The organism is Escherichia sp. WS33 (assembly GCF_046486385.1).
Taxonomy (GTDB): domain Bacteria; phylum Pseudomonadota; class Gammaproteobacteria; order Enterobacterales; family Enterobacteriaceae; genus ECMA0423.
Genome location: NZ_JBJQLJ010000003.1, coordinates 185,115 through 204,210 on the forward strand (window position 1 = coordinate 185,115; position 19,096 = coordinate 204,210).

A 19,096-nucleotide genomic window follows, 5' to 3' on the forward strand; every position below is an offset into this window, starting at 1 on the left:
AACCTTATGCCCGGTTAAAGGAGAGGGTTATGACGAATATCACCTTACAGAAACAACATCGTACACTGTGGCATTTTATTCCGGGGTTAGCCCTGAGTGCAGTTATCACCGGGGTCGCCCTGTGGGGTGGTTCCATTCCCGCGGTTGCGGGTGCCGGGTTTAGTGCCCTCACCCTCGCAATCTTGTTGGGGATGGTTTTAGGCAACACCATCTATCCGCACATCTGGAAAAGCTGTGACGGTGGTGTGCTGTTTGCCAAGCAATATTTATTACGTCTGGGTATCATTCTTTATGGCTTCCGTCTGACGTTCTCGCAAATTGCCGATGTCGGTATCAGTGGGATCATCATTGACGTGCTGACGCTGTCCAGTACCTTCCTGCTGGCTTGCTTCCTGGGGCAGAAAGTGTTTGGTCTGGATAAGCACACCAGCTGGTTGATCGGTGCCGGTAGCAGTATCTGTGGTGCTGCCGCGGTACTGGCGACTGAGCCAGTAGTGAAAGCGGAAGCCAGTAAAGTAACCGTGGCTGTTGCAACCGTTGTTATCTTCGGGACCGTCGCTATTTTCCTCTACCCGGCGATATATCCGCTGATGTCTCAATGGTTTAGTCCGGAAACTTTCGGTATCTACATTGGTTCTACTGTGCACGAAGTGGCGCAGGTGGTGGCGGCAGGTCATGCCATCAGCCCGGATGCGGAAAACGCAGCAGTTATTTCCAAAATGCTGCGCGTGATGATGCTGGCTCCGTTCCTCATCCTGCTGGCGGCGCGTGTTAAACAGCTGTCTGGGGCGAACAGCGGCGAGAAAAGCAAAATCACTATTCCGTGGTTTGCCATCTTGTTCATCGTCGTTGCCATCTTTAACTCGTTCCACCTGTTACCGCAGAGCGTGGTGAACATGCTGGTAACGCTGGATACCTTCCTGCTGGCAATGGCGATGGCGGCGCTGGGTCTGACCACTCACGTCAGCGCGCTGAAAAAAGCCGGGGCGAAACCTCTGCTGATGGCACTGGTACTGTTTGCCTGGCTGATTGTTGGTGGTGGTGCGATTAACTATGTGATTCAAAGCGTCATCGCATAAACCACTACATCTTGCTCCTGTTAACCCGCTATCATTACCGTTTTCCTCCAGCGGGTTTAACAGGAGTCCTCGCATGAAATACATTGGAGCGCACGTTAGTGCTGCTGGCGGTCTGGCAAATGCCGCAATTCGCGCCGCCGAAATCGACGCAACCGCGTTTGCCTTGTTCACCAAAAACCAACGTCAGTGGCGTGCCGCACCGCTCACGACGCAAACCATCGATGAATTCAAAGCGGCCTGTGAAAAATATCACTACACATCGGCGCAAATTCTTCCCCACGACAGCTATCTGATTAACCTCGGACATCCGGTCACTGAAGCTCTGGAAAAATCGCGCGATGCCTTTATAGATGAAATGCAGCGTTGCGAACAACTGGGGCTTTCTTTGCTCAACTTCCACCCTGGCAGCCATCTGATGCAGATTTCAGAAGAGGATTGCCTTGCGCGTATTGCCGAATCCATCAACATTGCGCTGGATAAAACTCAAGGTGTAACAGCGGTGATTGAAAACACCGCCGGTCAGGGCAGTAACTTAGGGTTTAAATTCGAACATCTCGCGGCGATTATCGACGGCGTGGAAGATAAATCCCGTGTCGGCGTCTGCATTGATACCTGCCATGCTTTCGCTGCCGGGTATGATTTGCGTACTCCAGCCGAATGCGAGAAAACGTTCGCGGATTTTGCCCGTATTGTTGGCTTTAAGTATCTGCGCGGGATGCACCTTAACGATGCGAAAAGCACCTTTGGCAGCCGCGTTGACCGCCATCATAGCCTCGGTGAAGGCAATATCGGTCATGATGCGTTCCGCTGGATCATGCAGGACGACCGTTTCGACGGCATTCCGCTGATCCTTGAAACCATCAACCCGGATATCTGGGCAGAAGAGATCGCCTGGCTGAAAGCGCAACAAACTGAAAAAGCGGTGGCCTGATCGATGAACGACAGGGAAAAGCAGATTCTTAAAATTTTACGGCGTAACCCGCTGATTCAACAGAATGAAATCGCCGATATTCTGCAAATCAGCCGCTCACGTGTTGCCGCTCATATTATGGATTTGATGCGCAAGGGTTTGATTAAAGGCAAAGGATATATCCTTACCGAGCAGGATTACTGTGTGGTTGTGGGTGCAATCAATATGGATATTCGCGGAATGGCGGATATCCGTTACCCGCAAGCAGCCTCTCATCCAGGTTCTGTTCACTGTTCCGCAGGCGGCGTCGGACGTAATATCGCGCATAACCTGGCTCTGCTTGGTCGGGATGTGCATTTAATATCAGCTATTGGCAACGATTTTTACGGCGAGACATTACTGGAAGAAACGCGCCGCGCGGGCGTGAACGTTTCAAACTGCATTCGTCTGCATGGACACAGCACTGCAACTTATCTCGCTATCGCTAATAAGCAGGAAGAAACTATCCTGGCAATCAATGACACACATATTCTGCAACAGCTAACGCCTCAACTGCTCAATACTTCACGGGACTTGATTCGCCATGCTGGTGTGGTGCTGGCTGATTGTAATCTCACACCTGAAGCCCTGGAGTGGGTCTTTACCATTGCTGATGAAATTCCGATGTTTGTCGATACCGTTTCCGAATTTAAAGCGAACAAAGTAAAAAACTGGTACAGCCGGATCCACACTCTGAAACCAACACAAAATGAACTGGAAATTTTGTGGGGGCAACCGATTAAAGACGACAACGATCGCATCAGAGCTGTAAATTCGCTGCATCAACAAGGTGTTAAACGCATTTTTGTTTATCTGAAAGATGAATCTGTATTTTGCAGCGATAAGGATGGAGAACAATTTTTGCTGACCGCGCCAGCGCATACGACAGTAGACAGTTTTGGTGCTGACGATGGTTTTATGGCGGGCCTGGTATATAGCTTTCTTGAAGGATACAGTTTCCGCGACAGCGCCCGTTTTGCGGTAGCCTGCGCGGCAATTTCGCGCGCCAGCGGCAGCTTAAACAACCCTACCCTGTCTGCCGATAACGCGCTTTCATTAGTGCCAATGGTGTAACAATGTTGCCGGATTCGACGCTTGACCGCATCTTATCCGGCTCATAAATTGCGCACTACGCTAAACCAATAAAGAATCCTGCAATAGTAGCACTCATCAGGTTAGAAAGTGTCGCCGCCGCCAGCGCGCGTAAACCAAGTTGGGCGATTTCCGGCGCACGGTGTGGCGCAACCGCAGAAAACGCCCCCACCACCACCCCGATAGAACCAAAGTTAGCGAAACCGCACAACGCGAAAGAAATAATCGCCACGGTTTTAGCATCCAGAGTGCCACCCGTTTGCAGATATGGCGAGAAATTGAGATAAGCGACAAATTCATTGATCGCCAGCTTCTGCCCAATCAAACTCCCGGCAAGATTTGCATCACTCCAGTCAACCCCCATCACCCACGCCAATGGGGCCAACAGGTAACCTAAAATGGACTCCAGCGAGGCATGTGCAAAACCAAACCAGCCGCCAACGCCGCCGATAATACCATTAATTAACGCAATGATGGCGACAAATGCCATAACAACTGTCGCTACACCGGCGGCGATTTTCAGCCCGGTCATTGCCCCTGTCGCAGCGGCTTCAATAATGCTTTTTGGCGGTGTTTCGGTGAAAGAGAGGTTATTAAAGGAAACCTGCGAAGATTCCGTAGCCGGGCTTAACAGGCGGGCAAACAAGATCCCGCCTGGGATCGCCATTAACGATGCCGCCAGCAAATATTCCACAGGTACGCCCAGGGCGGCGTAACCAATCATTGTCGAACCAGCAATCGAGGCCATGCCACTACAAATCGCTGTAAATAATTCATTGCGATTCAGACGATCGATAAAGGGTTTGACGATCGCCGGAATTTCGTTTTGCCCGAGGAAAATGGTGGTGACCGCGACGAATGACTCAATCTTGCTGATATTTAACGCTTTCTGGAAGATACCGCCGAGAATGCGAATTAAAATCCCCATCACACCGATGTAGTAGAGAATACTCACCAGTGCAGTGACGAAGATAATTGCCGGTAATACCCTGAAACCAAAGATAAATCCTGCGCCATCAAACAGCGTGTCCATTTTCGGCCCGACCAGCGAACCGAAGATAAATGCGCTACCCGCGTCGCTGTACGCCATCACTTTATGCACGCCAAAAGCGACTTTTTCAGCGACCCAACGCCCTGGCGGTAACCAAAGCATAATCCCGCCAATCACAACCTGTAACACTAACGCCGCGCCAACGGTACGCAGGCTGATCTTCTTCTTGTTTACTGACAGCAAAAATGCAATTGCCAGCAATACCACCATTCCCAGAACACTTCTCATGACATCCATAGTTATTATCTCTTCATGTCATATTGGGCGACGGCTTTCTGCCCATCAGAAATAGCCGGGCTTGGATCTTGCGATACTGACCCGGCTTGTTATCAACACTTAATGGGTTTTGATGTAGCCGCGCACGCACTCTTCGACTAAGCCCCAGAACCAGTCGGTATCAATAGTGATGCCGACTTTGGTATTAGCGGGCTTGCCAAGAACGCCCAGCTCGTCGCAGACGGTACGCCCATAGCAAGGGCCACTGTTGACGTCCACTTCGACGTACATCTCCTGTGTTTTAATGCCATCAGGGTTAATCAGATAACCGATGCAGGTGGCGTCGTGCACCGGGCCGCCAGCCAGGCCGTAGTTTTCGAACTGCGTTTTGAGAGTGAAGTTCATGATGTCGCTGAACAGCTCTCCGGCAGGGCCGCCTGCCCTTTCCATCCGTGCAATCACGTCCGGGGTGCAAACGGTCTGGTTGGTGAGATCGAGGCCCATCATCACTAATGGAACGCCGGAGGTGAACACCACGCGGGCTGCTTCCGGATCAGCAAAGATGTTGAACTCGGCAGATGGCGTGAAGTTGCCTGTACCGTAAGCGCCGCCCATTAGCACAATTTCACGGATTTTGGGCAGGATCGCGGGTTGCATACGCATTGCCACCGCGATATTTGAAAGCGGACCAACCGGCACCAGAGTGATATCGCCATCGCTTGCCATCAGGGTATCAATGATGTATTTCACCGCGTGGGTACTTTCTGCCTGGCGGGTCAGCGGCTCGAATACCGGGCCATCCAGTCCGGTTTCACCGTGAATATTATCGGCAACGATTTGTTTACGCATAATGGGTTGCGGCATCCCCGCATAAACCGGAACATTAATCTCCAGTTTCTGGCAAACATTCAGGCCATTAATTAATGTTTTATCAAGCGTCTGATTACCCGCTACAATAGTGATGCCTAATAAATCTATTGCCGGATGTTTCGCTGCCATCATCATTGCAATAGCATCATCATGACCCGGATCACAATCCAGAATAATTTTTCTCTTTTCCATTGTTTATTTCCTCTGTTTCCAGTTGCGTTATTTTTTCTACAGCAAAGAAAATTCGACCGGGCCGATGATTGAATCTTACCAACCGCGTACGTATGCTAAATATGAGAAATCTCATAGCGGATAAACATCGTGAAAGAAATCCACAATAATGATCTTAAGCAGCAATTGATGAGTGAATCCGCGTTTAAGGATTGCTTTTTAACGGATGTTTCAGCCGATACGCGGCTGTTTCATTTTTTAGCGCGTGACTACATTGTGCAGGAAGGGCAACAGCCGTCCTGGCTGTTTTACCTGACGCGAGGCCGCGCCAGGCTTTACGCCACGCTAGCTAATGGTCGCGTGTCGCTGATCGATTTCTTTGCCGCCCCCTGTTTTATTGGCGAGATTGAGTTAATCGACAAAGACCATGAACCGCGTGCGGTGCAGGCTATTGAAGAGTGTTGGTGCCTTGCGCTCCCTATGAAACATTACCGCCCGCTGTTATTAAACGACACGCTATTTTTACGAAAACTCTGCGTCACCTTAAGTCATAAAAATTATCGTAATATTGTTTCTTTAACTCAGAATCAATCATTTCCGTTAGTTAATCGCCTGGCAGCTTTTATATTACTCTCGCAGGAAGGTGATCTTTATCACGAAAAGCATACGCAAGCGGCAGAGTATTTAGGCGTTTCTTATCGACATCTTTTATATGTTCTCGCGCAATTCATTCACGACGGTTTATTAACTAAAAGCAAGAAAGGGTATCTCATTAAAAACAGAAAGCAGTTGTCAGGACTGGCGCTGGAGATGGACCCGGAGAATAAATTCTCCGGGATGATGCAGTAAAAATTATTTGCAATAGCGCGATTGCCGGATGCAACGCTTAATACGTTTTATCCGGTCTACAAATCGAGCATTACGCCAGACCAATAAAGAACCCGGCAATAGTCGCACTCATCAGGTTGGAAAGCGTTGCTGCTGCCAGCGCCCGTAAACCAAGCTGGGCGATTTCTGGAGCACGTTTTGGCGAAATAGCCGAAAATGCGCCAACGACAACACCGATAGAACCAAAGTTTGCAAACCCACAGAGGGCGAACGAGATAATGGCAATGGTCTTGACATCCAGCGTGCCGCTCGTTTGCAGATAGGGCGAGAAATTGAGATAAGCAACAAACTCATTAATCGCCAGTTTCTGCCCAATCAGGCTACCCGCAAGATTGGCATCACTCCAGTCCACACCCATGATCCACGCCAGCGGTGCCAGCACATAGCCAAAAATACTTTCCAGAGAGGCATTGGCGAAACCAAACCAGCCACCAATTCCGCCGATAATGCCGTTGATCAGCGCAATAATTGCGACAAACGCCATTACCACCGTCGCTACACCAGCGGCGATTTTCAGCCCGGTCATCGCACCGCTCGCCGCCGCTTCGATAAAGCTTTTTGGCGGCGTTTCGCTGAACGACAGATTTTCAAATGTGACCTGTGAAGGCTCGGTGGCCGGGCTAAGAATACGTGCAAACAAAATACCACCTGGGATCGCCATCAGCGATGCCGCTAACAGGTAGTCAATTGGTACGCCCATTCCGGCATAACCAATCATCATCGAACCAGCAATGGACGCCATCCCGCTACAAATTGCGGTAAACAACTCGTTGCGATTCATGCGATCGATAAACGGTTTAACGATCGCCGGGATCTCATTTTGCCCGAGGAAAATAGTTGTGACTGCGACAAAAGATTCGATTTTGCTGATGTTAAGAGCTTTCTGGAAAATGCTGCCAAGGATGCGAATCAGCAGCCCCATCACGCCAATGTAGTACAGCAGACTGATGAGCGCAGTAACGAAAATAATCGCCGGAAGTACGCGAAAGGCGAAGATAAAACCCGCACCGTCAAACAGGACATCCATTTTCGGCCCAACCAGCGAACCAAAAATGAAGGCGCTACCGGCATCACTGTAAGACATCACTTTATGAACGCCTAATGCCGCCTGTTCTACTGCCCACTTTCCCGGTGGGAAGTAGAGCATGATGCCACCAATAGCGATTTGCAGCAGCAGTGCGGCTCCAACCGTGCGCAAACTGATGCTCTTTTTATTCACTGACAACAGAAATGCTATTGCCAGTAACACCACCATCCCCACAACACTTCTCATTATATCCATAATGATTTTCCCTTCATGCCAGTAAACCCGGCGTCAGCGCCAGGTTTTGGTATGCTTGATGAGTACGGGCGACGGCTTTCTGCCCGTCAGAAATTAACCCGCGAGACGCTGGTATTCTTTGGCAATTTCACTCGCCAGAATGGCGTTGTTGAACACCAGCTGGATATTGGATTTCAGGCTGTCACCGCCGGTCAGCTCAGCAACGCGCGCCAGCAGGAACGGTGTACTTTCTTTACCAATAACGCCCTGCTCTTCGGCTTCGGCGACGGCTTGATCTATGGCTGCATTGATAGATTCCTCCGGCATCGCAAACTGTTCCGGGATCGGGTTCGCTACCACGAGGCCACCGTTCAGCCCGCTTTGCCATTTCACCGCCATTGCACGGGCAATTTCACTGGCGCTGTCGAGACGAATGCTGACGTCAAACGAGCTGGTACGGCAGAAAAACGCAGGCAGCGCTTTAGTCTGATAGCCAATTAACGGCACACCGAAGGTTTCTAAATACTCAGTGGTTAATCCTAAATCGAGAATAGATTTCGCCCCGGCACAAACAACGGTGACATTAGTATTTGCCAGTTCTTGCAAATCGGCAGAAATATCGAAGGTATGTTCCGCCCCGCGATGCACACCACCAATTCCCCCGGTGGCAAATACTTTAATTCCGGCAAGCGCCGCAATAATCATCGTTGAAGCCACAGTGGTTGCGCCATTTTTTCCGGCGGCAACAACAAAAGGTAAATCGCGACGACTAACTTTGGTCACGTTATGCCCTTCACGACCCAGTAATTCAATTTCTTCTTTGCTTAAACCCACTTTCATCACGCCGCCAATAATGGCGATAGTGGCAGGTACTGCGCCCTGTTTACGAATAGTTTCTTCTACTTCAATTGCGGTCTGGGCATTTTGTGGGAACGGCATCCCGTGAGAAATAATGGTCGATTCCAGCGCCACAACCGGTTTTTTGTTTTTTAAAGCGTCCTGCACTTCCGGGGAAATTTGTAATAATTCAGGGGAAATTTTTAATTCAGACATTCTGCGTTCTCCACTAACGATATAACGTTGGCAATCGATAAATCGGGGTTATTGGTGTATTCACAGGAGAGCGCCATTGACGAACATCCCTGTGCGAAACGAACAGATTCGGCAAACGGCATTCCGTCTACCCAACACGAAGCAAGTCCCGCCATCATGGCATCGCCCGCTCCGGTAACATTAATAACATTGGTTTTGATCGGCGCAGACCAGCCATTTTCACCGCTGATATCGCTGTAATAAACGCCATCGCCGCCCATGCTCAATACCAGTCGGTTCAGGCCATGTTGATGGAACCAGGCAGCAACTTTTGCCACATCGTCACGCCCTGACAGCGCAATCCCACTCAGGGTTTCCGCTTCAAGGCGGTTTGGCTTGAGAGTGTGGATCTGATTTAGACGGTCGCGCACTTTGACACATTTCCACGCTGAAACCGGATCGACAAATACGGGTACGTTGGCGGCATTATCCAGAATCCATGCCAGTGCCTCTTCACTGATATTACAGTCTGCGACAATGACCTTTGCCCTCTGAATAAATTCACGGTGCTGTGCGAGATATTCAGCTGTAATAGCGTTGCTAATATTCATGTCATTTATAGCAACCAGCATTTCACCGGTATTATCGAGTAATGATAAATAACTAGACGTATTTTCTCCCGGCACAATCAGGCATTTATCGACATAAACGCCAGATTGATTGGTTTGCGTTAGCAGCGATTGACCATAAAAATCACTGCCTACTGCGCTCAGTAGCCAGGCTTTGTTACCCAGCAACGCCAGGTTTTGTGCAATATTGCGCCCTACTCCACCAGGCGTAAATTTTATTTTACCTGGATTTGAATCCGCATAATTTAATGATTCATGTGAATATCCGGCGACATCAATATTCGCCGAACCTATAATTACGACATAATCCTTTTCGCGCATAGCACGTCCTCTGGTAAAAAATTACCAACCCTGTCAATCCACAAGAATATAGATACTGCAAAGACGGTTTAAACATGTGTTCATATTTAAACATGTGCTCATAGTATGCATGTTTTACGTAAAGTAAATTACCGCCAGAGAGGCAAAATGGGCAGATTTGAGCAGGCTCACAAAATGCGATTAAATGCCTGAATTACAAAAGCGAGGAATTTGTGACGGGATGCACAGAACAGGAACACTAAAAAAGGGCAGAAAATAATCTGCCCTTGAGGAAATAACCTTAGTGTTTGATGAACGTTTCAGGTTTCTACTGAAAGATAAAACCATTTAAATTCATAAAATTACATTTACAAACCGGTCATTCCCTTTGCGCTCATCCAATGATACAGGGCAGGAAATTTCTGCCCTGTAACACACCTTTTATTACGCTGCTTTCGCTACTGCGTCCACTTCCGGACGTTTCAGGAAGGCATAGGCCAAACCCGCCACCAGCGTACCGGCAATAATTGCTACCAGGTAACCCAATACCGGCGTAATAGCGCCAGGGATCAGCAGAACAAACAGACCACCGTGCGGTGCCATCAGTTTCGCACCAATCGCCATTGAGATTGCGCCAGTCAGCGCCCCACCCACGATACAGCACGGCAGCACACGCATCGGATCACGAGCAGCAAACGGAATTGCACCTTCCGAAATAAAGCACAGTCCCAGTACCAGAGCGGCTTTGCCACCTTCCTGCTGCGCTTTGTCGAATTTGCGACGCGCCACCATTGTTGCCAGGCCCATTGCCAGCGGTGGCACCATACCTGCCGCCATAATCGCCGCCATCGGGCCATAGGTTTGAGTACTCAGCAGACCCACACCGAATGCGTACGCTGCTTTATTTACCGGACCGCCCATGTCAGTACACATCATGCCACCGAGGATCGCCCCCAGCAGAACCGCATTCGCAGTCCCCATGGTCTGCAGCCAGTGAGTCAACCCTTCGAGAATGCCAGCAACCGGTTTACCGATCAGGTAGATCATCGCCAGACCGACCACCAGACTGGAAATTAGCGGAATGATCAGGATCGGTTTCAGCGCCTCCATACTCTGTGGCAGTTTCAATTGCGTACTGATTAACTTCGCAATGTAACCAGCCAGGAAGCCCGCAATAATACCACCAATGAAGCCAGAACCGGTGCTGACCGCCAGCATACCGCCAATCAGACCCGGCGTGAGGCCCGGACGATCGGCAATGGAAAAGGCAATATAACCTGCCAGTACCGGCACCATCAGCGCAAAGGCTGAACCACCACCAATCTGCATCAGCGCCGCTGCCAACGTACCCGGCTCTTTAAACGCTTCGATACCAAAAGCAAAAGAAAGCGCGATACACAGACCACCAGCAACGACCATCGGCAGCATGTAAGAGACGCCCGTTAGCAAGTGACGATAAGCGCCTGCACTCTCTTTCTTACCTTCAGTGGTCGCCGTTTGAGTTTTGCCCGCCGGTTCATACGGCGTTGCTTCAGCAACCGCTTTATCCAGTTCCTGCGCGGTTTTCTTCAGCGCCAGACCGGTAGAGGTACGATACATCGGTTTACCAGCAAATTTCGCCAGATCCACTTCGATATCTGCCGCCACAATCACCAGATCCGCTGCGGCTACTTCCTCGGGAGTGATTGCATTACCCGCGCCAACAGAACCACGGGTTTCAACTTTCACCCACCAGCCACGTTTTTTCGCTTCGGTTTCAATGGCTTCAGCCGCCATAAAGGTGTGTGCTACGCCAGTCGGGCAAGCAGTCACCGCAACTACGCGTTTCGGACCGCTGGCGGCAACCGGTGCTGTCGCAGTGACCGGCGCAGTGTAAGGTTTCGCATGGCCTTTGGCTTCACTCAGGAACAGCTCAGGGTGCGCAACTGCCCGGGAAATATCACCCAGCCAGACATTTTTACCGTTCAGCGCGCTGTCATTCGGGATGGAATCACCGAGAACAATCGCCATTTCTGCGTCGTTCGGATTGTCGATGATTTCCAGTTTTGCTTTTCGCGCCGCCGCGCCCAGCAGGGTCTTCGCCATATAGGCGCGTGCCTGACCGAGATTAGCGTCAATAATCAGCAGCGTTTTCATTATGCCTCTCCTGCTGTCAGTTAAAAGGTTGTAAGTCGACGCGCGCCATCATTGCGGCCAACTGCGGACGATCGGTAATACCCACATTGCTTTGACTTACCGCCAGGGCTGCAACAGCTGTCGCCAGACGCAGTGTGTGTTCACTGGATTCACGCATCAGCAAGCCATAAATCAGGCCACCAACCATAGAATCCCCTGCGCCAACGGTGCTTACGACATCGACTGACGGTGGTTTGGCGATCCATTCGCCGGAGGCATTAACCCAAAGCGCGCCTTCGGCACCCAGTGAAATAACAACATGCGCAATACCTTGTTCACGTAGCGCATGTGCAGCTTCAATCACATCTTTCATTTCAGGCAGTTTACGGCCTGCCCAGATTTCCAACTCGCGGCGGTTAGGTTTCACCAGCCACGGTGCCGCTTTCAAACCTGCTACTAACGCTTCACGGCTACTATCAAAGATAATGCAAGGACACTGACTACGCAGGCGAGTCATCCAGTCGGTGAACGCTTCCGGGCTGACGCCTGACGGTAAGCTTCCGCTGACACAGACCATATCGAACTGACCGAGCCAGCTCAGAGAATCAGTCACAAAGCGTTCCCAGTCGGCGGGGGTGACTTCAAAACCCGAGAAGTTGAAGTCGGTCACTTCGCCGTCTTTTTCCGTCAGCTTAACGTTAATTCGGGTGCGCCCCTGTACAACCTGGAAACGGTTGGCAATGCCCAGCTCGCTGAACAGTTGCTGAAAACCATCCTGATTGTCTTTACCCAGGAAGCCGCCAACGGTGACATCAATTCCCAGGTCTTTTAATACTTTGGCCACGTTGATGCCTTTACCCGCCGCATGCAGACCGGTGGTTTTCACCAGGTTCACTTCGCCGCGTTCAATTTCCGGGCAGAAACCAACAAGGTCATAAGCCGGATTAAGGGTGATAGTAGCAACACGTCTGCTCATTATGCGCCCTCCCCAAGACCAGCAGCGATAGCGTCGCCGATTGCTTTCAGCGCCTGTTCAGCATCTGCACCCTGGGCGGTAAAGCGTAGGCGATGACCTTTCTTAACGCCAAGTGCCACAACTTTCATCAGACTACGTCCGTTTGCCGGTTTGCCGGTACCATCAAGGTTTGTCACGGTAATATCACTGTTAAATTGTTTAATGGTATTGACCAGCATGGTACCTGGACGAGCATGCAGGCCGTGTTCATTGCGCACCACAAACTCCGCGCTTAACACGTCGTCGGTCGGCGCATCATCGCTGGTCAGCAGCGCCAGCAACGTTGCCGCATCCGCTTTCAGCAAGCGGTCAGCTTTATTGTCGAGCAATAAATCAGCGAGACGCTTAAGAACCGCGATGGGCTGATCGTCATTCATCGCCACACTCACCAGCATGGCTGCCGTTTCGCCGTCCACATCAAAAGCATTTGCCGCACGGCTTACCGCAATCGCGCTACGCAGATTGCCTTCGGCGCTATCGCTCAGCCAGATACCCTGTCCGAGGTTCAGCGGTTGTTCATTGATGGCTTTGGTGACGAAAGTGGCGTCAACTGCCCTCGCCTCTTTCAGACGCGCAGCGTTCAGCGCCTGAAGAGTCAGCAGATCGCTGGCGACGATATCCAGCGTCAGCATTTCGTTGTCGAGCTTCAGCTGCTCACTCTGCTTTTCGCCCATCAGTAATGCGCGAAGTTCTTCTGCTGTTGTTGCTGACTTCAGTTGTTCAGCAACGGAATCATCGCTCAGTACGTGGGTCAGCTGGCGTAGCAGGCCCAGATGTTCATCCGAGCTGGCAGCAATACCGATTGCCACGTACGCTACCTGACCGTCACCCCAGGTGACGCCTTCCGGGAACTGAAATACCTGAACGCCGGTTTTCAGCACCTGATCGCGGGTGTCGGTAGTGCCGTGTGGAATAGCAATACCATTGCCGAGGAACGTTGAGGTTTGCTGTTCGCGCGCCAGCATGCCATTGACGTAGCCTTCTGCTACATTACCGGCCTGCACCAGCGCCGCAGCGACCTGGCGAATCGCCTCTTCTTTGTCTCCGGCCTTTTCGCCCGGATGGATGTCCTGTACGGATAACTGGAACATAGTTCTCCTCTCTTGCTGAATTGAAACGATTCAGCCTCTATGAGAAAAAAAGCGCCAACCTGGCTTAGGGTTAAAGACAAGATCGCGCTGAAACGTTTCAAGAAAGCATAATACTTCTGTTTCAGCACGCAAGGAAAGCCGTAAAGTTATGAGCAAAAGTTTGATGTGCTGCACAATTTTTTGCCATTTTTCCTAATTGCTGATGGGAAAATCCGTTATCAGCAATTTCATTTCAGCAGCGTCAGCAGCCAATCAGCAACAGTGAAATGGCATTTTGATTATTCGTGGCGCTTTTGATTTCGCTGTCTGTTTATTTTCTGACAAGCAGCGTAAACTCCGCGTCTTCCTCTTCCAGTGATCGACCAGCATGCATAACTCCCCCGCAGTCTCCAGCGCGAAATCGTTTGACCTGACCTCGACGGCGTTTTTAATCGTTGCCTTTCTCACCGGTATTGCGGGCGCTCTGCAAACCCCGACACTCAGTATTTTTCTTACTGATGAAGTACATGCTCGTCCGGCGATGGTGGGATTCTTCTTTACCGGCAGCGCTGTCATTGGGATTCTGGTAAGTCAGTTTCTCGCCGGGCGCTCTGATAAGCGCGGCGATCGCAAATCGCTGATTGTCTTTTGCTGCCTGTTAGGCGTGCTGGCCTGCACCCTTTTTGCCTGGAATCGCAACTACTTTGTTTTGCTATTCGTTGGCGTCTTTCTTAGCAGCTTTGGCTCGACCGCTAACCCGCAAATGTTTGCCCTTGCCCGTGAACATGCCGACAAAACCGGACGTGAGGCGGTGATGTTCAGCTCTTTTTTACGCGCTCAGGTTTCACTGGCATGGGTCATTGGCCCACCGCTGGCTTATGCCTTAGCGATGGGTTTCAGCTTTACGGTAATGTATCTGAGCGCAGCGGTAGCGTTTATTGTTTGCGGTGTGATGGTGTGGCTGTTTTTACCGTCGATGCAAAAAGAGCTTCCGCTGGCGACCGGCACGATCGAAGCGCCGCGCCGTAACCGTCGCGATACGCTGCTGCTGTTTGTCATTTGTACATTGATGTGGGGCTCGAACAGCCTGTACATCATCAACATGCCGCTATTTATTATCAACGAACTGCATCTTCCCGAGAAACTGGCCGGTGTGATGATGGGGACCGCCGCCGGGCTGGAAATCCCGACGATGTTGATTGCCGGATATTTCGCCAAACGTCTGGGTAAGCGTTTCTTAATGCGCGTTGCTGCCGTGGGTGGCGTCTGTTTTTACGCAGGAATGCTGATGGCGCATTCACCTGTCATTCTGTTGGGCTTGCAGCTGCTAAATGCTATTTTTATTGGCATTCTGGGCGGCATCGGGATGCTCTATTTTCAGGATCTGATGCCCGGTCAGGCGGGTTCAGCCACCACGCTCTATACCAACACGTCGCGCGTGGGCTGGATCATCGCAGGATCAGTGGCGGGCATCGTCGCCGAGATCTGGAATTATCACGCTGTGTTCTGGTTTGCGATGGTGATGATTATCGCCACTCTGTTTTGCTTACTGCGGATTAAAGATGTTTAAGGCGCGGTCAGCATTTCCAGATCGATAAGCCAGGTCATGGCCTGCTGACGCGAGTTACCGCACATTTCAGCGCTGGCTTGTAAGCCTGCACAGACTTTCGGTCGCAGTGGCGAGGTGAAAATTTTACAGCGTTGCTGTTCATCAAGCTGAATGCAGGGCGTATTGGCGGGCTTGCCATCTGGCATACCGGGAATAGGGCTGGAAATTGAAGGGGCAGTGCAACACGCCCCGCAACCCGGACGGCATTTCATACGTTGTTCTCTTAAGGTTAACCACCGGATTGATGAGCGCGCACAGTACCACCTTTTTTGCACCAGCAAAAGTGCGAATACCACTTGCCCGAAAGGCCCGTCGCGAGTACTTTGTCGCGATATTTTTGACATTTTCGACTACAGGAATTTTTCGATGCCAAGAGCGAACGAAATTAAAAAAGGTATGGTACTGAATTACAACGGCAAACTGCTGCTGGTTAAGGATATTGATATTCAGTCGCCCACTGCCCGCGGTGCCGCTACGCTGTACAAAATGCGTTTTTCTGATGTCCGTACCGGGCTGAAAGTAGAAGAGCGTTTCAAAGGTGATGATATCGTTGACACCGTGACGCTGACCCGCCGTTACGTTGACTTCTCCTATGTCGATGGCAACGAATATGTCTTTATGGATAAAGAAGACTATACCCCGTATACCTTCACCAAAGATCAGATTGAAGAAGAGTTGCTGTTTATGCCAGAGGGCGGCATGCCGGACATGCAGGTGCTGACCTGGGACGGTCAACTGCTGGCGCTTGAGCTGCCGCAGACCGTTGATCTGGAAATCGTTGAAACCGCACCAGGCATCAAAGGGGCATCTGCCAGCGCCCGTAACAAACCGGCGACATTGAGCACTGGTCTGGTGATTCAGGTACCAGAATACTTAAGCCCGGGCGAAAAAATTCGTATCCATATCGAAGAACGCCGTTATATGGGGCGTGCTGACTAACTTCAGCCGCATGCAGAAAAGGGATAGCTCAGGCTGTCCCTTTTTTAATTTATTATACCAATCTTCTATTTTGCGCTTCCTGAACACCTTACGCCCTCAATTTTCACTCGTTGATTGATCGCCCTCACACTTCATCGCATTAACAATCCAGACCAATTTCAATTGCTGTCATATAACTTTACACTGTCATTGTTAATTTATCGTTACTAAGACGTGACTCCTATGAAGACAATTGCCTCCGTTACGCTCCCGCATCATGTACACGCTCCACGCTACGATCGCCAGCAGTTGCAATCACGTATCGTTCATTTTGGCTTTGGCGCCTTTCACCGCGCTCATCAGGCGTTACTGACCGATCGTGTGCTGAATGCCCAGGGCGGCGACTGGGGGATCTGTGAAATCAGCTTGTTCAGCGGTGATCAACTGATGAGCCAGCTCCGCGCACAGAACCATTTATATACCGTGCTGGAAAAAGGTGCGGACGGCAATCAGGTGATAATTGTCGGTGCCGTTCACGAATGCCTTAATGCAAAACTGGATTCCTTAGCGGCAATTATTGAGAAATTTTGCGAGCCACAGGTGGCAATTGTTTCCCTGACGATTACCGAAAAAGGCTATTGTATTGACCCGGCCACCGGTGCACTCGACACCAGTAATCCGCGGATTATTCACGATCTACAAACCCCTGAAGAACCTCACTCCGCACCGGGTATTCTCGTCGAAGCACTGAAACGCCGCCGTGAGCGCGGCCTTACACCGTTTACCGTGCTCTCCTGCGACAATATTCCCGACAATGGCCATGTGGTGAAAAACGCGGTGCTGGGAATGGCAGAAAAACGTTCGCCAGAACTCGCCGGGTGGATAAAAGAACACGTCAGTTTTCCGGGAACCATGGTCGACCGCATTGTTCCGGCTGCAACCGACGAATCACTGGCAGAAATCAGCCAGCATCTGGGGGTAAATGATCCCTGCGCGATTAGCTGCGAACCGTTTATCCAGTGGGTAGTGGAAGATAACTTCGTCGCTGGGCGTCCTGCCTGGGAAGTCGCAGGTGTACAAATGGTGAATGATGTCCTGCCATGGGAAGAGATGAAACTGCGTATGCTTAATGGCAGCCACTCTTTTCTCGCTTATCTGGGTTACCTTTCAGGATTCGCCCATATCAGTGATTGCATGCAGGATCGCGCATTTCGCCATGCCGCCAGAACATTAATGCTGAATGAGCAAGCGCCGACACTACAAATTAAAGATGTCGATTTAACACAATATGCGGACAAGTTAATTGCACGTTTTGCTAATCCGGCGCTGAAACATAAGACCTGGCAAATCGCAATGGATGGTAGCCAGAAATTACCGCAACGTATGCTGGCAGGTATTCGCATACATCTGGGGTGCGAAACGGACTGGTCGTTGCTGGCATTAGGCGTTGCTGGCTGGATGCGTTACGTCAGCGGCGTTGATGATGCCGGAAATGCCATTGATGTTCGCGATCCGCTTAGCGATAAAATTCGCGAACTTGTTGCGGGCAGCAGCAGTGAACAACGCGTAACCGCCCTGCTTTCCCTGCGTGAAGTTTTCGGTGATGATCTGCCAGATAACCCGCATTTTGTGCAGGCCATCGAACAAGCCTGGCAACAAATCGTACAATTCGGCGCACATCAGGCGCTATTAAACACCCTCAAAATTTAACGATTTCTGCGGTTAAAGCGGATGAAGCTCACCTTCGTCCGCTCTCCCCTTCTCTTTTCTGCCTTTTTTAGCCAGGATTAACGCTCAGTTAACTTACCAGAGTATTGCGGAGCCGTTGTGACCAGGACCAACCTCATCACCGGTTTTCTCGGCAGCGGGAAAACCACGTCGATTCTTCATCTGTTAGCCCATAAAGATCCCAACGAAAAATGGGCGGTACTGGTTAATGAATTTGGGGAAGTCGGAATTGATGGTGCTTTGCTCGCCGATAGCGGCGCATTGCTGAAAGAGATCCCCGGCGGCTGCATGTGCTGCGTTAATGGTTTACCCATGCAGGTAGGGTTGAATACCTTACTGCGTCAGGGAAAACCAGACCGCTTGTTGATAGAGCCGACCGGGCTGGGCCATCCGAAACAGATCCTCGATCTGTTAACCGCACCAGTCTATGAACCGTGGATAGATCTGCGCGCCACCTTGTGCATTCTCGATCCGCGCTTGCTGCTGGACGAAAAAAGCGCCAGCAATGAAAACTTCCGTGACCAGCTGGCTGCCGCAGACATCATTGTCGCCAATAAATCCGACCGTGCGACGCCCGAAAGTGAGCAAGCGCTACAGCGTTGGTGGCAGCAAAATGGTGGCGATCGACAATTAATTCACAGTGAGCATGGGAAAGTTGACGGTCATCTTCTGGATTTGCCGCGTCGCAATTTAGCCGAGTTGCCCGCCAGCGCCGCGCATTCTCATCAGCATGTCGTGAAAAAAGGGTTAGCAGCGTTAAGCCTGCCAGAGCATCAACGCTGGCGTCGCAGTCTGAACAGCGGGCAAGGATATCAGGCCTGCGGCTGGATATTCGACGCTGATACGGTATTCGACACCATTGGCATTCTGGAATGGGCGCGACTTGCACCGGTGGAACGCGTCAAAGGCGTGCTGCGTATTCCCGAAGGGCTGGTACGAATCAACCGTCAGGGCGATGACCTGCACATTGAAACGCAAAACGTTGCGCCACCGGACAGTCGTATTGAGCTGATTTCCAGCAGCGAAGCTGACTGGAATGCTTTGCAGAGCGCGCTGTTGAAGCTTCGTTTAGCGACTACCGCGTAAGGTTGCCTGCGTTTTTC

Annotated in this window: 17 protein-coding genes; 8 read left to right on the forward strand and 9 right to left on the reverse strand. The window is 50.8% G+C overall.

Translation table 11 applies throughout. From position 1 onward, the window contains the following. The first annotated feature begins 29 nt into the window (after positions 1-29). The 3 genes from ACJHXA_RS04305 to ACJHXA_RS04315 all read left to right on the forward strand — a co-directional run bounded on the left by ACJHXA_RS04305 (position 30) and on the right by ACJHXA_RS04315 (position 3,102). A complete protein-coding gene (locus ACJHXA_RS04305) occupies positions 30-1,079 on the forward strand; it encodes a YeiH family protein (protein ID WP_000182053.1) in 1,050 nt (349 codons plus the stop codon). Positions 1,080-1,152: 73 nt separating this feature from the next. Next, positions 1,153-2,010, forward strand: coding sequence for a deoxyribonuclease IV (gene nfo / locus ACJHXA_RS04310; protein ID WP_000873890.1), 858 nt, complete (start codon positions 1,153-1,155; stop codon positions 2,008-2,010). Between the two features lie 3 nt (positions 2,011-2,013). Continuing rightward, positions 2,014-3,102: a sugar kinase gene (locus tag ACJHXA_RS04315; protein ID WP_000999819.1), complete on the forward strand. Its 1,089-nt coding sequence runs from the start codon at positions 2,014-2,016 to the stop codon at positions 3,100-3,102. Positions 3,103-3,157: 55 nt separating this feature from the next. On the opposite strand, the gene ACJHXA_RS04320 is transcribed toward ACJHXA_RS04315, so the two are convergent. Together ACJHXA_RS04320 and rihB are read right to left on the reverse strand one after the other, a co-directional pair. After that, the gene (locus ACJHXA_RS04320) at positions 3,158-4,408 is read right to left on the reverse strand and encodes a NupC/NupG family nucleoside CNT transporter (protein ID WP_000382941.1); all 1,251 of its coding nucleotides are present in this window, start codon (positions 4,406-4,408) and stop codon (positions 3,158-3,160) included. A gap of 99 nt (positions 4,409-4,507) precedes the next feature. Continuing rightward, complete coding sequence (rihB, locus tag ACJHXA_RS04325; protein ID WP_000415446.1) at positions 4,508-5,449, reverse strand: ribosylpyrimidine nucleosidase; 942 nt, start codon at positions 5,447-5,449, stop codon at positions 4,508-4,510. A gap of 129 nt (positions 5,450-5,578) precedes the next feature. On the opposite strand from rihB, the gene ACJHXA_RS04330 reads away from it, so the two are divergent. Beyond that, positions 5,579-6,277 (forward strand): transcriptional regulator YeiL, encoded by a 699-nt coding sequence (locus ACJHXA_RS04330; RefSeq protein ID WP_000658576.1) that lies wholly within the window; start codon positions 5,579-5,581, stop codon positions 6,275-6,277. Between the two features lie 70 nt (positions 6,278-6,347). On the opposite strand, the gene ACJHXA_RS04335 is transcribed toward ACJHXA_RS04330, so the two are convergent. The 6 genes from ACJHXA_RS04335 to fruB all read right to left on the reverse strand — a co-directional run bounded on the left by ACJHXA_RS04335 (position 6,348) and on the right by fruB (position 13,759). Then, the gene (locus ACJHXA_RS04335; RefSeq protein WP_001317214.1) at positions 6,348-7,598 is read right to left on the reverse strand and encodes a NupC/NupG family nucleoside CNT transporter; all 1,251 of its coding nucleotides are present in this window, start codon (positions 7,596-7,598) and stop codon (positions 6,348-6,350) included. Between the two features lie 93 nt (positions 7,599-7,691). Next, positions 7,692-8,630, reverse strand: coding sequence for a pseudouridine-5'-phosphate glycosidase (gene psuG, locus ACJHXA_RS04340; RefSeq protein WP_001292468.1), 939 nt, complete (start codon positions 8,628-8,630; stop codon positions 7,692-7,694). Then, the gene (locus ACJHXA_RS04345; protein ID WP_001208134.1) at positions 8,618-9,559 is read right to left on the reverse strand and encodes a pseudouridine kinase; all 942 of its coding nucleotides are present in this window, start codon (positions 9,557-9,559) and stop codon (positions 8,618-8,620) included. Before ACJHXA_RS04345 ends, psuG begins: the two co-directional genes overlap by 13 nt. A 423-nt stretch (positions 9,560-9,982) precedes the next feature. Further along, the gene (gene fruA, locus ACJHXA_RS04350; protein WP_000854469.1) at positions 9,983-11,674 is read right to left on the reverse strand and encodes a PTS fructose transporter subunit IIBC; all 1,692 of its coding nucleotides are present in this window, start codon (positions 11,672-11,674) and stop codon (positions 9,983-9,985) included. 16 nt (positions 11,675-11,690) lie between these two features. Then, the gene (gene fruK / locus ACJHXA_RS04355) at positions 11,691-12,629 is read right to left on the reverse strand and encodes a 1-phosphofructokinase (RefSeq protein WP_000091263.1); all 939 of its coding nucleotides are present in this window, start codon (positions 12,627-12,629) and stop codon (positions 11,691-11,693) included. Further along, positions 12,629-13,759 carry a fused PTS fructose transporter subunit IIA/HPr protein gene (gene fruB / locus ACJHXA_RS04360; RefSeq protein ID WP_000487257.1) on the reverse strand — a complete coding sequence of 377 codons (1,131 nt, stop codon included), beginning with the start codon at positions 13,757-13,759 and terminating at the stop codon, positions 12,629-12,631. The genes fruK and fruB overlap by 1 nt, the downstream gene beginning before the upstream one ends. Positions 13,760-14,126: 367 nt before the next feature. Between fruB and setB the strand changes: the two genes are divergently transcribed. Beyond that, a complete protein-coding gene (gene setB, locus ACJHXA_RS04365) occupies positions 14,127-15,308 on the forward strand; it encodes a sugar efflux transporter SetB (protein ID WP_000551969.1) in 1,182 nt (393 codons plus the stop codon). Here setB and ACJHXA_RS04370 read toward each other — a convergent pair. After that, a complete protein-coding gene (locus tag ACJHXA_RS04370; protein ID WP_001349348.1) occupies positions 15,305-15,559 on the reverse strand; it encodes a YkgJ family cysteine cluster protein in 255 nt (84 codons plus the stop codon). The genes setB and ACJHXA_RS04370 overlap by 4 nt on opposite strands. Positions 15,560-15,713: 154 nt before the next feature. Here ACJHXA_RS04370 and yeiP point away from each other — a divergent pair, with 154 nt between their 5' ends. The 3 genes from yeiP to yeiR all read left to right on the forward strand — a co-directional run bounded on the left by yeiP (position 15,714) and on the right by yeiR (position 19,079). After that, positions 15,714-16,286, forward strand: coding sequence for an elongation factor P-like protein YeiP (yeiP, locus tag ACJHXA_RS04375; protein WP_001136827.1), 573 nt, complete (start codon positions 15,714-15,716; stop codon positions 16,284-16,286). A gap of 222 nt (positions 16,287-16,508) precedes the next feature. Continuing rightward, positions 16,509-17,975, forward strand: coding sequence for a mannitol dehydrogenase family protein (locus tag ACJHXA_RS04380; protein WP_000848214.1), 1,467 nt, complete (start codon positions 16,509-16,511; stop codon positions 17,973-17,975). A 117-nt stretch (positions 17,976-18,092) separates the two neighbouring features. Beyond that, on the forward strand, positions 18,093-19,079 hold the full coding sequence (gene yeiR / locus ACJHXA_RS04385; RefSeq protein WP_000198822.1) for a zinc-binding GTPase YeiR: 987 nt from the start codon (positions 18,093-18,095) through the stop codon (positions 19,077-19,079). Positions 19,080-19,096 lie beyond the last annotated feature (17 nt).